Annotated in this window: 15 protein-coding genes; 1 reads left to right on the plus strand and 14 read right to left on the minus strand. The window is 39.1% G+C overall.

The genetic code is table 11. The features are described 5' to 3' along the window. Positions 1–301 precede the first annotated feature (301 nt). The gene (locus BFM98_RS07080; RefSeq protein WP_004269444.1) at positions 302–661 is read right to left on the minus strand and encodes a response regulator; all 360 of its coding nucleotides are present in this window, start codon (positions 659–661) and stop codon (positions 302–304) included. A 153-nt stretch (positions 662–814) separates the two neighbouring features. On the opposite strand from BFM98_RS07080, the gene BFM98_RS07085 reads away from it, so the two are divergent. Beyond that, on the plus strand, positions 815–1,345 hold the full coding sequence (locus tag BFM98_RS07085; protein ID WP_066036943.1) for a DUF2529 family protein: 531 nt from the start codon (positions 815–817) through the stop codon (positions 1,343–1,345). Between the two features lie 51 nt (positions 1,346–1,396). On the opposite strand, the gene BFM98_RS07090 is transcribed toward BFM98_RS07085, so the two are convergent. The 13 genes from BFM98_RS07090 to BFM98_RS07150 form a co-directional block, all read right to left on the minus strand. Further along, positions 1,397–2,989: a CTP synthase gene (locus BFM98_RS07090; RefSeq protein WP_048393729.1), complete on the minus strand. Its 1,593-nt coding sequence runs from the start codon at positions 2,987–2,989 to the stop codon at positions 1,397–1,399. A 444-nt stretch (positions 2,990–3,433) separates the two neighbouring features. After that, positions 3,434–3,976 carry a DNA-directed RNA polymerase subunit delta gene (rpoE, locus tag BFM98_RS07095; RefSeq protein ID WP_103117419.1) on the minus strand — a complete coding sequence of 181 codons (543 nt, stop codon included), beginning with the start codon at positions 3,974–3,976 and terminating at the stop codon, positions 3,434–3,436. Between the two features lie 449 nt (positions 3,977–4,425). Then, positions 4,426–7,674 (minus strand): fused isobutyryl-CoA mutase/GTPase IcmF, encoded by a 3,249-nt coding sequence (gene icmF, locus BFM98_RS07100; RefSeq protein ID WP_048393735.1) that lies wholly within the window; start codon positions 7,672–7,674, stop codon positions 4,426–4,428. A 90-nt stretch (positions 7,675–7,764) separates the two neighbouring features. After that, positions 7,765–8,397: a TetR/AcrR family transcriptional regulator gene (locus tag BFM98_RS07105; RefSeq protein ID WP_048393737.1), complete on the minus strand. Its 633-nt coding sequence runs from the start codon at positions 8,395–8,397 to the stop codon at positions 7,765–7,767. A 3-nt stretch (positions 8,398–8,400) separates the two neighbouring features. Continuing rightward, positions 8,401–9,537, minus strand: coding sequence for an acyl-CoA dehydrogenase (locus BFM98_RS07110; protein ID WP_016993589.1), 1,137 nt, complete (start codon positions 9,535–9,537; stop codon positions 8,401–8,403). Positions 9,538–9,704: 167 nt separating this feature from the next. Beyond that, positions 9,705–10,841 (minus strand): acyl-CoA dehydrogenase, encoded by a 1,137-nt coding sequence (locus BFM98_RS07115; protein WP_066036944.1) that lies wholly within the window; start codon positions 10,839–10,841, stop codon positions 9,705–9,707. 59 nt (positions 10,842–10,900) lie between these two features. Continuing rightward, positions 10,901–11,752 carry a 3-hydroxybutyryl-CoA dehydrogenase gene (locus BFM98_RS07120; protein ID WP_004269435.1) on the minus strand — a complete coding sequence of 284 codons (852 nt, stop codon included), beginning with the start codon at positions 11,750–11,752 and terminating at the stop codon, positions 10,901–10,903. Positions 11,753–11,756: 4 nt separating this feature from the next. Continuing rightward, positions 11,757–12,956: an acetyl-CoA C-acetyltransferase gene (locus BFM98_RS07125; protein ID WP_066036945.1), complete on the minus strand. Its 1,200-nt coding sequence runs from the start codon at positions 12,954–12,956 to the stop codon at positions 11,757–11,759. Positions 12,957–13,152: 196 nt separating this feature from the next. Then, the gene (locus BFM98_RS07130; RefSeq protein WP_066036946.1) at positions 13,153–15,384 is read right to left on the minus strand and encodes a heterodisulfide reductase-related iron-sulfur binding cluster; all 2,232 of its coding nucleotides are present in this window, start codon (positions 15,382–15,384) and stop codon (positions 13,153–13,155) included. A 362-nt stretch (positions 15,385–15,746) separates the two neighbouring features. Next, a complete protein-coding gene (locus tag BFM98_RS07135; RefSeq protein ID WP_004231536.1) occupies positions 15,747–16,310 on the minus strand; it encodes a cob(I)yrinic acid a,c-diamide adenosyltransferase in 564 nt (187 codons plus the stop codon). Positions 16,311–16,322: 12 nt separating this feature from the next. Continuing rightward, positions 16,323–17,783, minus strand: coding sequence for an adenosylcobinamide amidohydrolase (locus BFM98_RS07140; protein ID WP_066036947.1), 1,461 nt, complete (start codon positions 17,781–17,783; stop codon positions 16,323–16,325). Then, entirely contained in the window at positions 17,780–18,781 is a 1,002-nt protein-coding gene (locus BFM98_RS07145) for a FecCD family ABC transporter permease (RefSeq protein WP_066036948.1), read from the minus strand. Before BFM98_RS07145 ends, BFM98_RS07140 begins: the two co-directional genes overlap by 4 nt. Beyond that, complete coding sequence (locus tag BFM98_RS07150) at positions 18,778–19,746, minus strand: ABC transporter substrate-binding protein (RefSeq protein ID WP_066036949.1); 969 nt, start codon at positions 19,744–19,746, stop codon at positions 18,778–18,780. Before BFM98_RS07150 ends, BFM98_RS07145 begins: the two co-directional genes overlap by 4 nt. Between the last annotated feature and the right edge of the window lie 17 nt (positions 19,747–19,763).

A 19,763-nucleotide genomic window follows, 5' to 3' on the forward strand; every position in this document is an offset into this window, starting at 1 on the left:
ATTATTTTCTACCCGAAAGCGGAGTGTAACGTAGCGGCAGGGGTGACGAAGTGGAGTGTAACGTAACGAAGTCATAGCCCCTGAAAAGCAGGGGCTATTATTTTCTACCCGAAAGCGGAGTGTAACGTAGCGGCAGGGGTGACGAAGTGGAGTGTAACGTAACGAAGTCATAGCCCCTGAAAAGCAGGGGCTATTATTTTCTACCCGAAAGCGGAGTGTAACATAACGAAGTCATCGCACCTGAAAAGCAGGGGCTATTAATCAACATAAAAAAACAGGCCGTGTGTCCACTGCCTGCTTTTTAAACTTGTAAAGCTTTATTTACTTCATCACGCACTTCGAAAATATCAAACGGTTTTGTAAAGTAACGAATGGCTCCTAATTCTAACGCTTCTTGCACAACATCCAATTCTCCGTATGCTGTCATCATAAAAACAGGCAGCTTCGGAAACTTCTTTTTTAAACGTCTCAAAATTTCAATACCATCCATTCCTGGAATTTTCATGTCCAGTAAAACACAATCCATCTCTTGTTCGTCTGCATACTTTAATGCCTCTGAACCATTCGCTGCTAAATATGTAATATATCCTTCCTTTTTCAGCACTTCATTTAAAAGTAAACGAATTCCCTGCTGATCATCGACAATTAGTAATCGTTTCACATCGCATTCCGCCCTTTTTAGTTTTATTCTTACACAAAAACTTTCTTTATTATGTATAATTCTCCTTTTTCAGCTTAATACCTTCTAGTATTATAAATTATCTGCTTTTGCTTTCTACCTTTTACCCCCTATAATATGAATAGAGGTGGGAACATGTCAAAAATTCTAACAACACAATTAAGTGGATTATTACAAAGAATTACACAAAATGAAGAAGATGCTATCGAGGAAACAGCAAGGTTATTAGCACAAGCCTCAATCGGCGAAGGAAATGTCTATTTTGCTTGCTTTGGAGAAATGCAGGTTGTGGCATTAAATGCACTTCAAGCAGTCGAACCCTTTAGCAAGTTAGCACCTTGGACTACAGACACAAGCTTAACAGAAGCTGATCGGGTTTGCATTTTTACTCGGAGTGCATATGATGAAGAAGCACTTGTCTTAGCACAAAAATTAAATACACAATTTATTCCCTTTGCTGCTATAGCTAGTGAAGCAGCTAGTGTAGATAACCCTCTTGCTGATTTAGCCTATACGTATGTTTCTACACGCATTAAAGGCGGTTTAATACCAAATGATCTAGGTCAACGTATTGTTGTACCACATGCACTTGCAGGACTCTTTGTATATGAAGCTGTCAAAATTGCTTATGATGAAATGCTTGGGTTGGATGAAGAAGAATTGTAGTCATCAAATTAAAAAGAGTTGTCTCGTATATCACGAGACAACTCTTTTTGATTATTTAAATGTTGAGCCGATAAAATCGCGGAACAATGGTTGTGGACGATTTGGACGTGACACTAGCTCTGGGTGGAATTGACATGCTACAAAGAAGTTGTTTTCTGGTAGCTCAATAATTTCAACCAATTTGCCATCAGGACTTGTACCTGAGAAGACAAGGCCAGCTGCTTCCATTGCCTCACGATATTCATTGTTAAATTCATAGCGGTGACGATGACGCTCATAAACAAGCTCTTTACCATAGGCTTGGCTAGCTTTTGAACCATCCTTTAATTTACATGGGTATAAACCTAAACGTAAAGTACCACCGATATCTACAGTATCATTTTGATCTGGTAGGAAGTCGATAATTGGATACTCCGTATTTGCATCAAGCTCTGTAGAATGAGCACCTTTTAGGCCAAGTACATTACGTGCAAATTCTACTGTTGCTAATTGCATACCTAAACAAATGCCTAGGAAAGGAACATTATTTTCACGTGCATATTGTGTTGCTAAGATTTTACCTTCAACACCACGATCACCAAAGCCGCCTGGTACTAAAATAGCGTCAGCACCTTTTAATAGCGAGGCCACATTGTTAGCATCAACGTGTTCTGCATTAATCCAGTCAATTTCAATATCAGAATTAAATGCATATCCAGCATGCTTTAATGCCTCAACTACAGAAATGTAAGCATCTTGTAGTTCTACGTATTTCCCTACTAATGCTACCTTTCTTTTATTTGGTAAGTTCTTCACTTTTTCTACAAGGTCACGCCATTCTTCCATATCTGCTTCTGGAGCTTCCATACCAAAATGATCCAAAACGATATCATCTATATCTTGCGCATGTAGGTTTAATGGTACTTCATATAAATGCTCAGCATCACGAGATTCAATAATTTCATGTGGTTGAACATCACAGAATAATGCTAATTTCTCTTTCATCTCTTGTGGTACTTCTTGTTCAGTACGAACTACGATAATATTTGGCTGAATACCTAAAGAGCGTAATTCTTTAACAGAATGCTGTGTAGGTTTTGTTTTAAGTTCACCAGCTGCTTTAATATAAGGAATAAGTGTACAGTGAATATACATTACATTGTTATGCCCTAAATTTGTTTTCATTTGGCGAATGGCTTCTAGGAATGGCAATGATTCAATATCACCTACTGTTCCACCAACCTCTGTGATCACAACATCTGCATTTGTTTCACGACCAGCACGTTGGATACGATCTTTGATTTCGTTTGTAATATGAGGAATTACTTGGACTGTTCCACCATTATAATCTCCACGACGTTCTTTCTGTAATACAGATTGGTAAACACGACCTGAAGTTACTGTAGAATGTTTCCCTAGGTTAATATCAATAAAACGTTCATAGTGTCCTAAGTCTAAATCAGCCTCAGCACCATCATCTGTTACAAAAACCTCACCATGTTGATAAGGACTCATCGTACCTGGGTCAATATTGATATATGGGTCAAATTTTTGAATCGTCACTTCTAACCCACGATTTTTTAATAAACGGCCTAAAGATGCTGCAACAATCCCTTTTCCAAGTGATGATACAACCCCACCTGTTACAAAAATATACTTCGTCATGAATAAATTCCTCCTTATGATGTTCTAAAATATTAGTGCGTTTAGGGGGGATCAGAACCATTTACATTCTAATACCCTAAAAAAAGAAAAGCCGAGAATGTCTACAAAATGTAGTCGATTCGAAGCTGTAATCGGTTCTATCTCTTTTCCACTTTCCTTTAAACCATAAAACTCTAATAACTTTTCAGTCACCGTTTACTATACATCATGAATAATTAAAAACATTTATATTCATATCGGTATTAAAAGTATGGGAGAACTAAAATGATTAAAGTTAAAAACAAAAAAACGCTCCTCCTGCATAGGTTTGCAGGGGGAGCGTATTATATACACGGTCTTTCTCCTTCTTTTAAGGAGCCCAAGTAAAAGATTAAACGTAACCGTGATAGAAGTCAAGATTTTTTGCTTCTAGCTTAAAAGAAAGAAAATTCTAAGTGTACTGTATTAGATCTCTTCCTCTTCTTCCTCAAATTCTTCTTCCTCTTCATCAATAAACTCTTCATCGATTTCTTCATCAATTTCTTCTAGTTCTTCATCGTCAAAGTCGATATCTTCTTTTTCATCATCTTCTTCATCAAGTTCTTCTTCATCAATGAACTCTTCAAAGTCTTCATCAAAGTCGATATCTTCTTCATCTAAGTCTACATCTTCATCAAGATCTTCATCATCAAAGGCAGCTTTAGATTTTTTCTTTTGAGTCTTAACAGAAGGAGCTGTTTCTTCTTCGATTTGCTCAACTTTAAACCATTCACGTAAGCCCCAGCCTGCTTCTTGATTATATAAGAAGCGACCATCAATATTGATATCTGTATAAAATTGTAACAGACGGGATTTCATTTCTGCATCACTATAGCCCACAAGCTCTTGAATTAATTTTAATAAATCATTAAAAGACACTGAGGCACGTTTTTCATTTAAAATTGCATAAGCTAAGTTAATTAACGATTCTTCTGTTAATTGTTCCTTTGTCATTTCACGAAAATTCAATTCGTGCACTTCCTTTCCCTCATCACAATGGACGTTTTAAAATTACATGGTGCTTTATTCTCCAAGCGCAGCAAAAAAGGCCACGCAAAAGGTTCTTTCCATACAATAAGCATAATACCCATTATATACAAAGTTTTAGCCCCTTTGCTAGCTTCAATTACTGTTTTTTATATTACGCATTTTTTTTATTCCAAGATAAAACAAATAGACAGATAATAGTAGTAAAGGAATAGCGCCAATTTGCTTATTATACAGGAAAAAGGCTCCCAATACTAAAGCTAATATAATTATGTAGTGAATAGCTGATTTCATCCTCTACTGCGCCTCCCCTTTTTTTACATTTCTATTATAACGAAAATAAAAAGAAGTGCCTAATCTTAAGACTAGACACTAGAAATTAGAGAAGCATGATACTTGAATAGAAAACAAGAAGTTTTGATCAACCTTGCTTACATATTACGACGATATTGTCCGCCAACTTCATATAAAGCTTTTGTAATTTGTCCTAAACTTGCTACTTTTACTGACTCCATCAGCTCAGCAAAAATATTACCATTATTGACAGCCACTTCTTGTAGACGTGCAATCGCAGCTTCACTTTCCTCTTCATGGGCTTTCCAAAAAGCTTGTAAATTACGAATTTGTGTCTCTTTTTCTTCTGTCGATGCACGTGCGATTTCCATATTATCTATATCAGCATCTGAAGGTGGATTTGGGTTCAAGTAAGTATTAACACCAATGATTGGTAACTCCCCTGAATGTTTTAACATTTCGTAGTACATAGATTCTTCTTGAATTTTACCACGTTGGTATTGTGTTTCCATAGCACCTAACACACCGCCACGATCATTAATACGATCAAACTCTTCAAGAACCGCTTCTTCCACAAGATCTGTTAATTCTTCAACAATAAACGCGCCTTGTAGTGGGTTTTCATTTTTTGCTAAACCATGCTCTTTTGTAATAATCATTTGAATTGCCATAGCACGTCTTACAGATTCCTCCGTAGGTGTAGTAATGGCCTCATCGTAGGCGTTTGTATGCAATGAATTACAGTTATCTTGTAATGCCATTAAAGCCTGTAATGTTGTACGAATATCATTAAAATCAATCTCTTGTGCGTGTAAACTACGCCCAGACGTTTGAATGTGATACTTTAGCTTTTGAGCGCGCTCATTAGCACCGTATTTATCACGCATTACAATAGCCCAAATACGTCGTGCCACACGGCCGATTACTGTATACTCTGGATCTAGTCCATTTGAGAAGAAGAATGATAAATTTGGTGCAAAGTCATTGATATTCATGCCACGACTTAAATAATACTCTACATACGTAAAGCCATTAGCTAAGGTGAAGGCTAATTGGGAAATTGGGTTTGCTCCAGCTTCCGCAATATGATAACCAGAAATGGAAACAGAATAATAGTTACGTACTTTATGGTCTATAAAGTATTGCTGAATATCGCCCATCATACGCAAAGCAAACTCTGTTGAGAAAATGCATGTATTCTGGCCCTGATCTTCTTTTAAAATATCAGCTTGTACTGTTCCACGTACGACTTGCAATGTTTTTTCACGTGTCTCGGTAAACTCTTCAACTGTCAAAGTTCGTCCTAGCTCTTGCTCACGTAATTGAACTTGTTGATCGATTGCTGTATTCATAAACATTGCTAAAATAATAGGTGCTGGTCCATTAATAGTCATGGATACAGATGTAGACGGTGCACATAAATCAAAGCCTGCGTAAAGTTTTTTCATATCTTCTAGTGTACAGATCGATACACCTGATTCTCCAACCTTACCGTAAATATCTGGACGGTAATCTGGGTCTTCCCCATACAAGGTTACAGAATCAAAAGCTGTAGATAAACGTTTTGCATCATCATCTTTTGATAAATAATGGAATCGTTTATTTGTACGTTCTGGTGTTCCCTCGCCAGCAAATTGACGCTTCGGATCTTCACCCTCACGTTTGAATTGGAATACACCCGCCGTATATGGGAATTCGCCAGGAACATTTTCTTTATAAACCCAACGCAAGATTTCCCCATAGTCTTCAAACTTCGGTAATGCTACTTTTGGAATTTTCGTGCCAGAAAGACTAGTTGTTTTTAAGATGGTACGAATTTCTTTATCGCGAACTTTAGTCACAAACTCATCGCCAGCATACGCTTCTTTTAATGCCTGCCAATTATCCAATATACGCTTGGATTCTGCTGTTAATTCATCTCTAACACCTTCTGCTAAAGAAGTAAGCGATGCCACAAGCACATCATCTGGAGCTTTTTCTTGGACAGCTGCAATAGCACCTTCTAATTGGAATAGTCGACGAGCAAATGCCACCTGCTGCTCAGTTTTTTTATGATAGCCACGGACAGTGTCCGTAATCTCACGTAAATAATAACGGCGATCGTTTGGAATGATAACATCTTGCTTTTGCGTTTTCGCAAATTGCTCATAGCTTGTTTCCCAATTAAAACCTGTTTTTTCGTTAATTATTTTAACGAGGGCGGCGAATAACGCATTTGTGCCTTTGTCATTAAATTGGCTAGCTATTGTACCGTAGACTGGCATGTTATCAAGTGATTCATCCCAAAGCTCGCGGGAACGTTGATATTGTTTTTGTACTTGTCGAAGGGCGTCCTCTGAGCCTTTTCGCTCAAATTTATTGATCGCAATAACATCTGCAAAGTCAATCATATCAATTTTCTCAAGTTGTGTAGGTGCGCCGAATTCGCTTGTCATGACATACATAGATAGATCCGTGTATTTAGTAATTTCAGCATCACCTTGACCGATTCCACTTGTTTCTACGATGATTAAGTCATAACCTGCTACACGTACTACATCTAGCACATCACCAATTGATGCAGATAATTCTGTACGTGAGCCACGTGTTGCTAAACTACGCATATAAACACGGTTATTAAAAATAGCGTTCATGCGAATACGATCCCCAAGCAATGCTCCACCCGTTTTTTGCTTTGTTGGATCGACTGATAGAATGGCTACACGTTTATCTGGGAATTCTTTTAGAAAGCGGCGAATCAGTTCATCCGTTAAGGATGATTTCCCTGCACCACCTGTTCCTGTAATCCCCATTACTGGCGTACCTTTTGAAAGCTTTCTTGCCTCTGCTAGCATTTCTTTCGTAGCTTCATCGTCATTTGACTCAGCTGCTGTTATTAGATTGGCTAAAATTTCAGGCGTCTCTGTCGTTAAAGACTTTAATTTCTCTAAATAATTACCTGTTGCAGTAGGAAAATCTGTTCCTTTAATTTGTTCATTAATCATTCCCTGTAGCCCTAAAACACGGCCATCCTCTGGTGAGAATATCCCTGCAATGCCATACGTATGAAGCTCTTTAATTTCACGAGGTAAAATAACTCCTCCACCACCGCCATAAATTTTAATATGTGGTGCTCCTTTTTCACGCAGTAAATCATACATATATTTAAAGTATTCCATATGTCCGCCTTGATAAGAAGAAACCGCAATCCCTTGTGCATCTTCTTGTATCGCAGCATTCACGACTTCTTCAACAGAACGATTATGACCTAAATGGATTACTTCTACACCGCTCGATTGTAAAATGCGTCGCATAATATTGACTGAAGCATCATGTCCATCAAAAAGACTCGATGCTGTCACAAAACGTACGTGATTTTTTGGACGATATACTTCTACCTTTGTCATATGAAATCCCCACTTTCTCCCCTTATTGAATAAAAAAAGCCGGCATTGCAATATCGCTATATGCAATTGCCGACAAACCCCTTACAAATATTAAAACCCCTTTATGCCTGAAATGAACAAGGTGATTTGCATGTCAATGAATTCGTCTATTGAATGCTGACGATGTAAAGCCCATTTGCGAAACGCCCAGCTTTGTCCTGAAACAACTAAGTTATTGGCTGCTAAATGGATTTGCTTCTCTGTCATAGTTAGTTCGCCAGACTGGACACATCGCTGTAACAAGCGTTCAAATGTGGCAACCATTTCAAACTCTTTACTAAAAACATAGCGTTGTGCTTCTTTTGACAATGATTTTGTTTCTTGATACATGATTGTTAGCTCATCAACCATACTATCGATTTGCAGGAAGTATTCCCGAATCATTTCTTTTAACTCATCAATAGTTCCCGCTTTAATCTCATAACTTGAAAGACGCTCCATTGCATGGTGATAGATACTGTCACAAACAAGGTATAGAACATCTTCCTTCGTTCGGATGTATTCATACAAAGTACCGATACTAAAGCCAGCAGCTTTTGCAATTTCTCTCGTCGTGGCACGATGAAAGCCTTTTTCTTTAAATAGCTTAATAGCTCCTTGAATCATTTGTTCACGACGAATGGCGATTAGATTTTCATCTTTTACGGTTGACTGTACTTGGGGCCTTTTATCTTTATCAGTCATCAATTATTTCGTTAGCATACGCGAGATAACAAGACGTTGAATCTCCTGCGTACCTTCGTAAATTTGTGTAATTTTAGCATCACGCATAAAGCGCTCTACAGGGTAATCTTTTGTATAACCATAGCCACCAAAAACTTGAACCGCCTCTGTCGTTACACTCATTGCTGTATCGCCAGCCATTAATTTCGCCATTGCAGATGCCTTACCATATGGTAGGTTATTAGATTCTAACCATGCCGCTTGGTATGTAAGAAGTCGAGAAGCCTCAATTTGAGTTGCCATATCGGCTAATTTAAAGGAAATGCCTTGATTTGCAGTGATCGGTTTACCAAATTGCACACGTTCTTTGGCATAGTCAACTGCTGCATCGAGTGCTCCTTGTGCAATTCCTACTGCTTGAGCCGCAATACCATTACGTCCACCATCTAGTGTCGTCATGGCAATCTTAAAGCCTTCACCTTCAGCCCCTAATAGATTTTCCTTTGGAACACGACAGTTATCAAAAATAATCTCTGTTGTTGGAGATGAACGAATTCCTAATTTCTTTTCTTTCTTCCCTACAGAGAAACCTTCAAATCCAGCTTCCACGATAAATGCGGATGTGCCATGTTTTGCTTCTGGGTCTGTTACTGCAAATACAATATATGTATCTGCTACTCCACCGTTCGTAATAAAGATTTTTGAGCCATTTAAAATATAATCATCGCCATCACGTTTTGCATAAGTTTTCATGCCACCCGCATCAGAGCCAGAGCCAGGTTCTGTTAAACCATATGCACCAATATGTTTGCCTTCAGCCATTGGACGAAGGTATTTTTGTTTTTGTTCTTCTGTACCGAACTTGTAAAGTGGCCAACCTGCCAGTGAAGTATGTGCAGATAAAGTTACACCAGTCGAAGCACAAACACGTGAAAGTTCCTCAACAGCTATGACATATGCAAGGTAATCAAATCCTGCACCACCATATTCCTCAGGCCATGGAATACCAGTAAGCCCAAGCTCCGCCATTTTGTCGAAAATCGCACGGTCAAATTCTTCATTTTCGTCACGTTCAGCAGCTGTTGGCGCCACTTCATTTATAGCAAAATCACGAATCATTTCACGTAATTGTTCATGCTCTTCTGTTAACTGAAAGTTCATTGTCCATTTCCCCTTTTTAGTTAGACTCTGTTTTGTGTTACCTGATTATTGTTAGGTTGGATTGAGCGGGTTTGCCTTATTTCAGAGCAGTTCTACACCCTTTATAAACTTTTTTCCCTCACTCTTGAACGGTTCCCATCACTATGTACCATTCGCAATATCAGGCTTTATTTCAGTAAATGTTTACTAATGACTAGTCGTTGAATTTCACTTGTACCTTCATAGATTTCTGTCACCTTTGCATCGCGGAAATAGCGCTCTACTGGATAATCTTCCGTATAGCCGTAGCCGCCAAATATTTGAACAGCCTCTATTGCCGTGTGTACCGCTGTTCGTGATGAGAAAAGTTTAGCCATTGAAGCTTCTGCTCCACATGGTAAACCTTTTGCACGTAAATCGGCTGCACGATAGACTAACAGTTTTGCAGATTCAACAGCCGTTGCCATATCCGCAAGCTTAAAGCCAACACCTTGTTGTGCGGCAATCGGCTTACCAAATTGAATGCGTTCTTTAGCATAAGCAGTAGACGCCTCTAGTGCCGCCTCAGCAATTCCTAACGCCTGTGCCGCAATGCCGATTCGTCCAACATCTAAATTGGCCATCGCAATTTTAAAGCCTTCTCCCTCTTCCCCAAGTAGGTTGTCGGCTGAAATGCGACAATTATCGAATGTTAGCTGAACTGTACGTGAGCCGTGTAAGCCCATCTTATGCTCATCTTTTCCGATGATTAAACCAGGTGTTCCCTTTTCAACAATAAATGCTGAGATACCCTTTGTTTTTTCAGCTGGGTTAGTAGATGCGAATACAATATACACATCAGCTTCTCCACCATTTGTAATAAATACTTTGGAGCCGTTAATCACATATTCATCGCCATCACGCACTGCCTTTGACTGTAAAGAACCAGCGTCTGAGCCTGCACTTGGTTCTGTTAAACAAAATGCGCCTAAATATTCGCCTGTTGCAAGCTTTGGTACATAACGTTTCTTTTGTTCGTCATTCCCAAAGTAAATAATTGGATTCGTTCCAACTGAAGTATGGACGGATAAAATAACACCCATTACAGCGCTTACTTTTGATAGTTCATTAATCGCAATAATATAAGATGTAAAATCCATACCAGAGCCACCTAAGTCTTCTGGAGTCGTAATCCCCATTAAGCCAAGTTCACCCATTTGCTGTAGAAGCTCACGTGGAAATTCTCCCGCTTCCATTCGCTCCACCCATGGTTGAATTTTTTCCTGAGCAAATTGACGAACCATATCGCGCATCATAATTTGCTCATCTGTAAATTGCAAATGCATCTATAATGTCACCCCTCTAAGTTGTCCCGAAACATCTAAATAACCCCATCCCCATAGGATTATTCGTAAACGTAAAAACCTCTTCCTGATTTCTTACCTAACCAGCCAGCTGCAACGTATTTACGTAGCAGTGGGCAAGGGCGATATTTACTGTCTCCAAGACCCTCATGTAAAATTTCCATGATGTAAAGGCAAGTATCTAAACCAATGAAGTCTGCCAATGTTAATGGCCCCATCGGATGATTCATACCAAGCTTCATCACATCATCAATTGCTTCTTTTGTTGCCACACCTTCGTAAAGTGCATAAATCGCTTCATTAATCATCGGTAGTAGGATTCGATTTGAAATAAATCCTGGGAAATCATTCACTTCTACTGGTGTTTTCGATAATTTAACCGTCATCTCTTCGACAGCTTTGTACACTTCATCTGTTGTTGCTAAACCTCGAATGATTTCGACAAGTTTCATAACTGGTACAGGGTTCATAAAATGCATACCAATTACTTGCTCTGGACGCTTTGTTACTGCTGCAATTTCTGTAATAGGCAGTGAAGATGTATTCGTAGCTAAAATAGCATGTGCTGGCGCAATGCCATCAAGTTGCTTAAAGATGGATTGCTTAATTTCCATATTTTCCACAGCTGCTTCAATGATAATATCTACATCACTAGCATCTTGTAAATCTAGCGACATACTAATTCGACTTAGAACAGCAGCCTTCTCATCTTCAGTTTTACGACCCTTTTCTACATCACGTGATAAATTTTTCGTAATAACCCCTAATCCACGCTCGAAAAATTCTTGTTTGATATCGTTCAATTTCACATCAAAGCCTGCTTGTGCACAAACTTGGGCAATACCAGAGCCCATTTGCCCTGCACCAATAACCATTACCTTTTGAATTCCCATTAGTTCAGTCCCCCTGTTTTGGTACTTCAATCATAATTGCATCACCTTGGCCGCCGCCTGAACAAATTGCGGCAATGCCAATGCCACCGCCACGACGCTTCAATTCCTGTGCAAGTGTTAATATTATACGTGCACCAGATGCCCCAATCGGATGACCTAAAGCAACTGCACCGCCATTAACATTCACTTTTTCTGCATCTAAATCTGCCAACTGCTTGCTGACTAAAGCTACCGCTGCAAAGGCTTCATTGATTTCAATTAAATCAATATCTGCTAATGATTTGTTAGTCTTTTTCAGTAATTTATTAATAACAAGACCTGGTGTTTGCGGGAAGTTTTCTGGCTCAAGCGCAAGTTCTTCGTGACCAATGATTATTGCCAATGGTTCTCTACCTTCACGTTTTGCACGTTCTTCACTCATAACGACAAGTGCACATGCACCGTCGTTAACCCCAGGTGCATTACCTGCTGTAATCGTGCCATCCTTGTCAAAGGCTGGTTTTAGCTTCGCCAGTACTTCCAAAGACGTCCCTGCTCTTGGTGCCTCATCTGTATCTACAATAAGTGGTGCACCTTTTCGTTGAGGAATCTCCACTGGTACGATTTCTTCAGCAAAGTAACCTTTTTCAATTGCGGCTAACGCGCGTTCATGACTGCGTACTGACCAAGTGTCCTGTTCTTCTCGGCTTAGCGAGAACTCTTTAACTGTTGCATTACCATAGCTACCCATATGTGGTCTTGCTTTATCGAAAGCACATGTTAAGCCGTCATATAGCATGCCATCTACCATTGTAGAATCTCCCATACGCAAACCATTTCGACCATTCAGAAGATAATATGGTGCATTGGACATAGATTCCATTCCACCCGCAATAATCACTTCTTCGTCCCCTAAACGAATCAATTGATCTGCTAATGTCACCGCACGCATCCCTGAAGCACAAACTTTATTGATTGTTTCTGTTTTTACTGCTGTTGGTAAATTGGCCTTCAGCGCAGCCTGTCGAGAAGGAATTTGCCCCTGTCCCCCTTGTAAAACAGAACCTAAAATTACCTCATCCACTTGCTCAGGTGCAAGCTTTGCCTTCTCTAATGCACCTTTAATAGCAATCGCACCTAAATCACTTGCATGTAATGCTGATAATGAACCTCCAAATTTACCAAACGCAGTTCTTGCTCCTGCTAAAATTACAGCTCTATTCAAGTAAAACACCCCTTTTGTTTTACATTCTCGATGAAGATGCAAAGCATTATTGACTGAACGCTCGCTCGACTTCTATCGAGGAAAAATGGGAGTTTACTATCTCAACTCCCATCCCCATTTAATCTTATTCTACAAAACAATTTTTTATTGTGCAATTTATATTTTTCAGATAACTAAAATATTTCTGCAATAGCAATCATTTTTCTGCGTTCGCTTCCGTATTCTCGTCTTGTTGAACATTTTCTATAGACGCTACCACTTCTTCGTATGTTTCTTCTGTTTCTTCGGAAGAAGGATTAACTGCCTTTACTTTTTCACCGAACACAGAACGTTCTAGTAATTCTGCAACATCAAATGTTCCAATAGAGTCTTCAACCTCTTTAGCCTTTGTACCATCCTCTAGCATTGTTAGGCAGTAAGGACAGCCTGATGAAATAACTGATGCATTTGTTGCAAGAGCCTGTTCTGTTCGCGCTACGTTAATGCGATTTCCTACATGCTCTTCCATCCACATTAATCCACCACCAGCTCCACAGCACATCGCTGTTTCGCGGTTACGTTCCATTTCAACAAGCTTCACGCCAGGGATTCCTCGAAGGATCTCACGTGGGGCATCGTACACATCATTGTAGCGGCCTAAATAACAGGAATCATGGAAAACAATCGTTTCATGAACCTCATAGTTTAGCGCTAGACGATTTTCCTCAATCAACTGATTTAATAACTCAGTGTGATGATACACTTCACCTTTCCAGCCAAAGTCTTGATATTCATTTTTAAAGATATTGTAGGCATGAGGATCGATTGTTACAATTTTCTTCACGTCATTTTTCTCAAACTCATCAATATTTGCTGTAGCTAGCTCTTGGAATAAGAATTCATTCCCTAAACGACGAGGTGTATCCCCAGAGTTTTTCTCTTTATTACCTAAGATTGCAAACTTCACACCAGCCTCGTTTAATAGACGACAGAATGCTAAAGCGATTTTTTGAGAGCGGTTGTCGAAAGCTCCCATCGAACCAACCCAGAATAAATACTCCATTTCCTCGCCAGATTTTTTCAGCTCTTTTACAGTTGGAATTTGGATTGTTGGATCTAGATCACGCCAATTTTCTTTTTCCTTGCGGTTTAAGCCCCAAGGATTACCTTGTCGTTCGATATTCGTCATTGCACGTTGAGCATCAGGATTTACTTTCCCTTCAGTCATTGTTAGATAACGACGTAGATCAATAATTTTATCAACATGCTCATTCATTACAGGGCATTGATCCTCACAGTTACGACATGTCGTACAAGCCCAAATTTCCTCTTCTGTAATGACATCGCCAATTAAAGATGGGCTGTAGATATCCTCAATTACAGCACCTTCAGCACCAGCTGCAATTGCAAGCTGGTTACCCTTTGTATTGGCAAAGAATTGATAAGGCACCCATGGTTTTTGTTTTGTTACGACTGCGCCCGTAAATGTTAAATGGTCACGCAATTTTACGATTAAATCCATAGGAGACAGCATTTTTCCTGTTCCTGTTGCTGGACACATGTTTGTACAACGTCCGCATTCTACACAAGAATATAGATCAAGCATTTGCTTTTGTGTGAAGTCCTGTATGCGTCCTACCCCAATAGAAGGCATATCCTCTTCGCTTTCAGCATTTTCTCCAGCTTCTTCCAAGGCCTCAAAATCAATTGGTGTTAATGTACCCGTACGATCTAAACGATTCATGTAAACATTAAGTGGACTGACAATTAAGTGGAAATGTTTAGACTGCGGTACGTATACAAGGAATGTTAATAGAATTAAAAGGTGTGCCCACCACATTACATAAAACACACCAGCGGCAACTGATGTAGGTAGGAAGCCAAAAATAGCAGCAATACTTGAAGCAACTGGCTCCGTATAAGTTAATCCCTCACCATGCCAAATTAATCCCATACCATTAGCGATTAATGTAGATACCATTAACCCACCAATGAAAATTAATACAAGGCCGTTTTTCCATCCTCGTTTTAGACGCACTAGCTTTTCAACATAGCGGCGGTAAAATGCCCACACTACCGCGACTAAAATCATTAAAACCACCAGTTCTTGGAAGAATGTAAAGACACCATAGAAAATACCTAGTGGCAGATGTGACTCTGGTGCTAGTCCTTTCCAAATTAAATCAATGGCCCCTAACTGTACCATCAAAAATCCATAGAAAAACATAACATGTATTAAACCACTCTTTGGATCCTTTAATAGCTTATTTTGACCAAATACATTGACCATAATATAACGAAGTCGTTCTTTAACACTTTCATCAAACTCAACCTTTTTCCCCAATTGCACATACTTATAGCGTGTTTTCAACAGGTAGAAGAACAATCCTACTGCATAAAGCACAACCACGACTGTTAAGACAATGTTAGCAATTAATAATGGACTCATGGTTGGTCCCCCCTTTAGTTTGTCGTAATTTTCTCTCTTTGTGACGAATTTGCTAGTTCATACAGAAATGTACTTCACTTTATCATTATATTCCTATTCTAATAAATGAGTGAGCATTCAGTCAACATAAAACGGAAATATTTCTGATAATTTTATATTCTTACATTTTACAAGAAAAAAAGCCACCCTGAATTTTTTCAAAGTAGCAATTTTTTACTTTCCTTAACTATTTTACTTATTGGGATGTCGCATATTCAGTAGACTTTTGAACATCTGCTAAAATTGCATACAAACCTATACCGCCCCGTAGCTTAATATCTGGCAATTCATTTTTTGTACAAAAACATTTATTAAATCAAACTTTATTTTTTAAAAACATTCCCACTGCGGATATATTCAACATCTGCAACGTTTAAGCGAGCATTTACAACACGTGCAGCTGCAAATAAATAATCCGATAAGCGATTTAAATATTTTTGCACAACCTTTGGTACATCTTCGACTTCTTTCATAAGTGTCACCATTTCACGCTCTGCTCGACGTGCAACCGTGCGTGCAATGTGTAAAGTTGCCGCTGCTGGTGCACCTCCTGGTAAAATAAAACGTTGTAAAGGTGGCGCTTCGTCTGATAAAGCATCTATACGAGCTTCAAGTACTTCAATCGGTTGCTCTGTTAATTTATAATGACGTTCTTTCATTACATTAGCAAGGTCTCCACCAGCATCGAACAGCTCATGCTGAATTGTCTCTAGGTCTGTTAAAATATCCTTGAAAAGCGCTTGATCTAATTCACTTACAGCCTTCCCAATAAAGGAATTTAATTCATCAATTGCCCCATATGTTTCCACACGTAAACTATCTTTATCAACCCGTCCTCCAATAAGACTTGTTTTCCCCGTATCGCCTGTTTTCGTGTAAAGCTTCATTTCTCTCATCTCCTAAAACTGGTTTTTATAATTCCTAATCGCCTGAACTGTTGTTTCATAGACACCCTTTGCAATCATTTTACCAACTTCCGTAATTGGGCCACCATACAGCATTTCTTCCCCTTTTTGAGTTGCAGCAATTAACAGACTATCTGTAGCAGTACCTGTTGCAATTGTTCCACTCCGCTCATCACGAATATTTTCTGATTGCAACGCCTTTGTTTTTGCCTCAGTTGCTGTCATCAATGCCTGAAAAAATGCCTCTTCCGATAAACAACCATTAATGATAACCCATGTATTAATAGTACCAATATATGGTTCATCTTGTCTTTCATGTACTCGAGATACATCAACTGCATTGCCTACGCCAGCAGTTACAGCTACGATTATACTGCCAAAAGGTGCTGAAAATTCATTGATGGCCACTAGAGCTGTTGGTACTGCTGTTAGCATAACAACAGTATTTGTAGGTGAAAAATTTCCCCTTTTTAAAAATTCTTTAACTTCTCGTTTCACATCGCTGATGACATAATCACCAGGAACTGAGCGATTTAATAAGCAATTATGCCAGCCAATACCTGGGTTATGAACTGCAGAAGATACGGTCTTCAGAGGAAGCTCTGATTGAAGTTGGATATATTGTTCAGTTATCGTAAAGTGCTCTTTTTTGATGACAGCTCGCTGTTGATAGTCTGTAGCTGCGGGCATCATTGTAATTTGAGGTTTTGGTATTTCAGGGTGAGCATATGTAGTCACCCGTGCTTGATAAACTTCTTCAATTTGGGAGGCAATTAATACTTCATGTGGTGCACCAAGTGCTCTCATTTGTCCGCTTTCCATTAGCAATAATTCATCACAATAAAGAGAGGCTAAATTCATATCGTGTAGTACCATAACAACTGTTAAACCGCACTCCATGGCTTCCTTCCGCACCATATCTAAAATTTGACGTTGGTGGGCAATATCTAAATGATTAGTTGGTTCATCCAGTAATAGTATTTCTGCAGTTTGAGCTAAGGCTTGTGCTACAAATACTCTTTGTTGTTCACCACCAGATAAAAATTCCATTGGTGTATGCTCATACCGCTTTACACCTGTTTGTAGCATAGCATGTTGCACAGCCTGTTCATCCTGCTCGGACCAACTCGAGAAAAAGCCTGTTTGATGTGGGTAGCGCCCCAGTGAAACTGCCTCTCTCACACTGTTCGAGAAAGCATTTGCATGTAGCTGTGGTAATACAGCCATTTTTTTCGCCAAAGCACGAGCATTATAAGAAAGAATATTTTGTCCATCAATCGAAATGGTTCCAGCAGTAGCTGGTAAAATACCACTCATTACTTTTAATAATGTGGATTTCCCGCTACCATTCGGCCCTAGAATGCCAAGAATTTTTCCTTTTTCAACAGTAAAACTAATGTCCCTGACGATTGGTACATCTTCATAGCCACCTGATAGATGTTCAACAACAATCATGCCCGTACCCCCTTGCTTCTTCGCTGCTTATAAAAAATATAGGAGAAAACAGGTGCTCCAATAAATGCCGTAATAACACCAATTGGTAGCTCTCTTGGCACAATGATTGTTCGTGCTACTAAGTCGCAAATAATGAGTAATGTTGCACCATTGAAAAAAGATAATGGTAATAAGTGGCGATGATCAGAACCCCAAATCATCCTTGTCATATGCGGCACCACTAATCCTACAAAGCCAATTGTGCCAGAAACCGCTACAGCTGCTCCAGTTAGCATGGAGCCACCTGCTAATATCAAATATTTACTGCGCTTCACATTAACACCTAAATGTTTTGCTCGCTCTTCACCATACAACAAAACATTTAGTTCTCGTCTTTGTGTCCATAGCATAATTGAACCTACAATCACAAATGGAATGATCATTTGGACATATGGCCAACCACGCATCGAAACAGAACCAAGTAGCCAGCCTATTACCTGACGTAATTCTTCACCAGATAAGGCAATCATTAATGAAATAAGGGAACCTAAAAATGAACTAAAAATAACACCTGTTAATATCAACGTTTCCATTTTTAATGAGCGGTCTACGAGTCTAGCAAAGCTCATAACAACTACCATCGTGATGATAGCACCAATCATACTGAAAATTGGCAGCGCATACAAACCGACAACAGGTATAGAAATACTAAAAAAGATCGTTAAAACAGCACCAACAGAAGCCCCTGATGAAACCCCTAGTGTATATGGATCTGCTAATGGATTTTTTAATAAACCTTGGAAAGCTGCTCCAGCAATAGCTAGAGATGCGCCTACTAGTCCCGCTAATAACACGCGAGGCAAACGAATTTTCCAAAAGATATTGGCGGCTGTTTCATCAACCGCCTTATTCCACAATACTTCTAATGGAATATGAACCGAGCCTATCGCTACGCCACACCAGATGCTAATAAGAAGAAGCGTACATGTTAATGTATAGGCTAGTGCTATTTTTTTCACTTAAATACCTCAGGATAGATTGCTTTTGCTAATTCTTCTAGACCTTCAGCTAAACGTGGCCCTTGACGACTTGTCGTACTTTCATCTACCTGCACAATCGCATTATTTTTTACGGCATTAATCGTATCAAAGCCCGCACGTTTTGGTATTTTCGTTAAAATATCTGGTACATAATGATATGTCACCACGATGACATCTGGATTTTTTGCGATAATTTGTTCTGCATCAATTTTATACCAATTATCGCCATCTACAGCTACATTCTCTGCATTGATCATTTCAAGCATAGCGTTCATAAATGTACCATTGCCAGCTGTATAAATATCTGGCTCATCTGATGCTTCAACTAACACTTTTTTGGGTTCAACATCCTTGACTTTAGACAAAACTTCTTCTACTTTTGCCTTCATATTAGCGACAATTTTTTCTGCCTCTGGTAATTTCCCTGTAGCACGTCCAAGTTGCTCAATTGTTGTATATGTTTCATTAAAGTCTTGTGCATTTTTTACAACAAATACTTTCAAACCTGCTGATTCAAGCTGTGCAATAGCCTCTTCTGAAAGAGACATGCTAGATTCGTGTGAAAAAACGATATCTGGTTTTAAGGCAATAATTTTTTCAATATCGTATTCCATACCGCCAACCTTATCCTTCTCAGCTGCCTCTGGCGGATAATCGTCGTTGTCCGTAACACCAACTATTTCATCATTTAAACCTAGTCCAAAAAGGATTTCAGTATTACTTGGAATAAGTGAAACAATTTTCTCAGGAGGTGCTTCAAGTGTAATGTCCTTACCAAGGGCATCTGTTATCGTCATTGGGAATGTTGCTTCATCCACCTGTGCTGTTTCTTGCTGTGTTTGCTGCTCGTTAGATGGCTTGTTATCTTTTGCTTCCTGCCCACAAGCAGCTAGCAAGCCTACTGCTAAAAATGCTGATAATCCTATTTTCCAAAATTTCTTCATGTGAATCCTCCTTCGTT

The organism is Lysinibacillus sp. AR18-8 (assembly GCF_001705465.1).
Lineage (GTDB): Bacteria > Bacillota > Bacilli > Bacillales_A > Planococcaceae > Lysinibacillus > Lysinibacillus capsici.

What these genes read in the sequence shown, in the direction of transcription:
- BFM98_RS07085 (WP_066036943.1), top strand. Translation starts at nt 815, where the DNA reads ATGTCAAAAATTCTAACAACACAATTAAGTGGATTATTACAAAGAATT.
- BFM98_RS07090 (WP_048393729.1), bottom strand. Translation starts at nt 2,989, where the DNA reads ATGACGAAGTATATTTTTGTAACAGGTGGGGTTGTATCATCACTTGGA.
- icmF (WP_048393735.1), bottom strand. Translation starts at nt 7,674, where the DNA reads ATGACAAAGGTAGAAGTATATCGTCCAAAAAATCACGTACGTTTTGTG.
- BFM98_RS07105 (WP_048393737.1), bottom strand. Translation starts at nt 8,397, where the DNA reads ATGACTGATAAAGATAAAAGGCCCCAAGTACAGTCAACCGTAAAAGAT.
- BFM98_RS07110 (WP_016993589.1), bottom strand. Translation starts at nt 9,537, where the DNA reads ATGAACTTTCAGTTAACAGAAGAGCATGAACAATTACGTGAAATGATT.
- BFM98_RS07115 (WP_066036944.1), bottom strand. Translation starts at nt 10,841, where the DNA reads ATGCATTTGCAATTTACAGATGAGCAAATTATGATGCGCGATATGGTT.
- BFM98_RS07120 (WP_004269435.1), bottom strand. Translation starts at nt 11,752, where the DNA reads ATGGGAATTCAAAAGGTAATGGTTATTGGTGCAGGGCAAATGGGCTCT.
- BFM98_RS07130 (WP_066036946.1), bottom strand. Translation starts at nt 15,384, where the DNA reads ATGAGTCCATTATTAATTGCTAACATTGTCTTAACAGTCGTGGTTGTG.
- BFM98_RS07135 (WP_004231536.1), bottom strand. Translation starts at nt 16,310, where the DNA reads ATGAAGCTTTACACGAAAACAGGCGATACGGGGAAAACAAGTCTTATT.
- BFM98_RS07140 (WP_066036947.1), bottom strand. Translation starts at nt 17,783, where the DNA reads ATGATTGTTGTTGAACATCTATCAGGTGGCTATGAAGATGTACCAATC.
- BFM98_RS07150 (WP_066036949.1), bottom strand. Translation starts at nt 19,746, where the DNA reads ATGAAGAAATTTTGGAAAATAGGATTATCAGCATTTTTAGCAGTAGGC.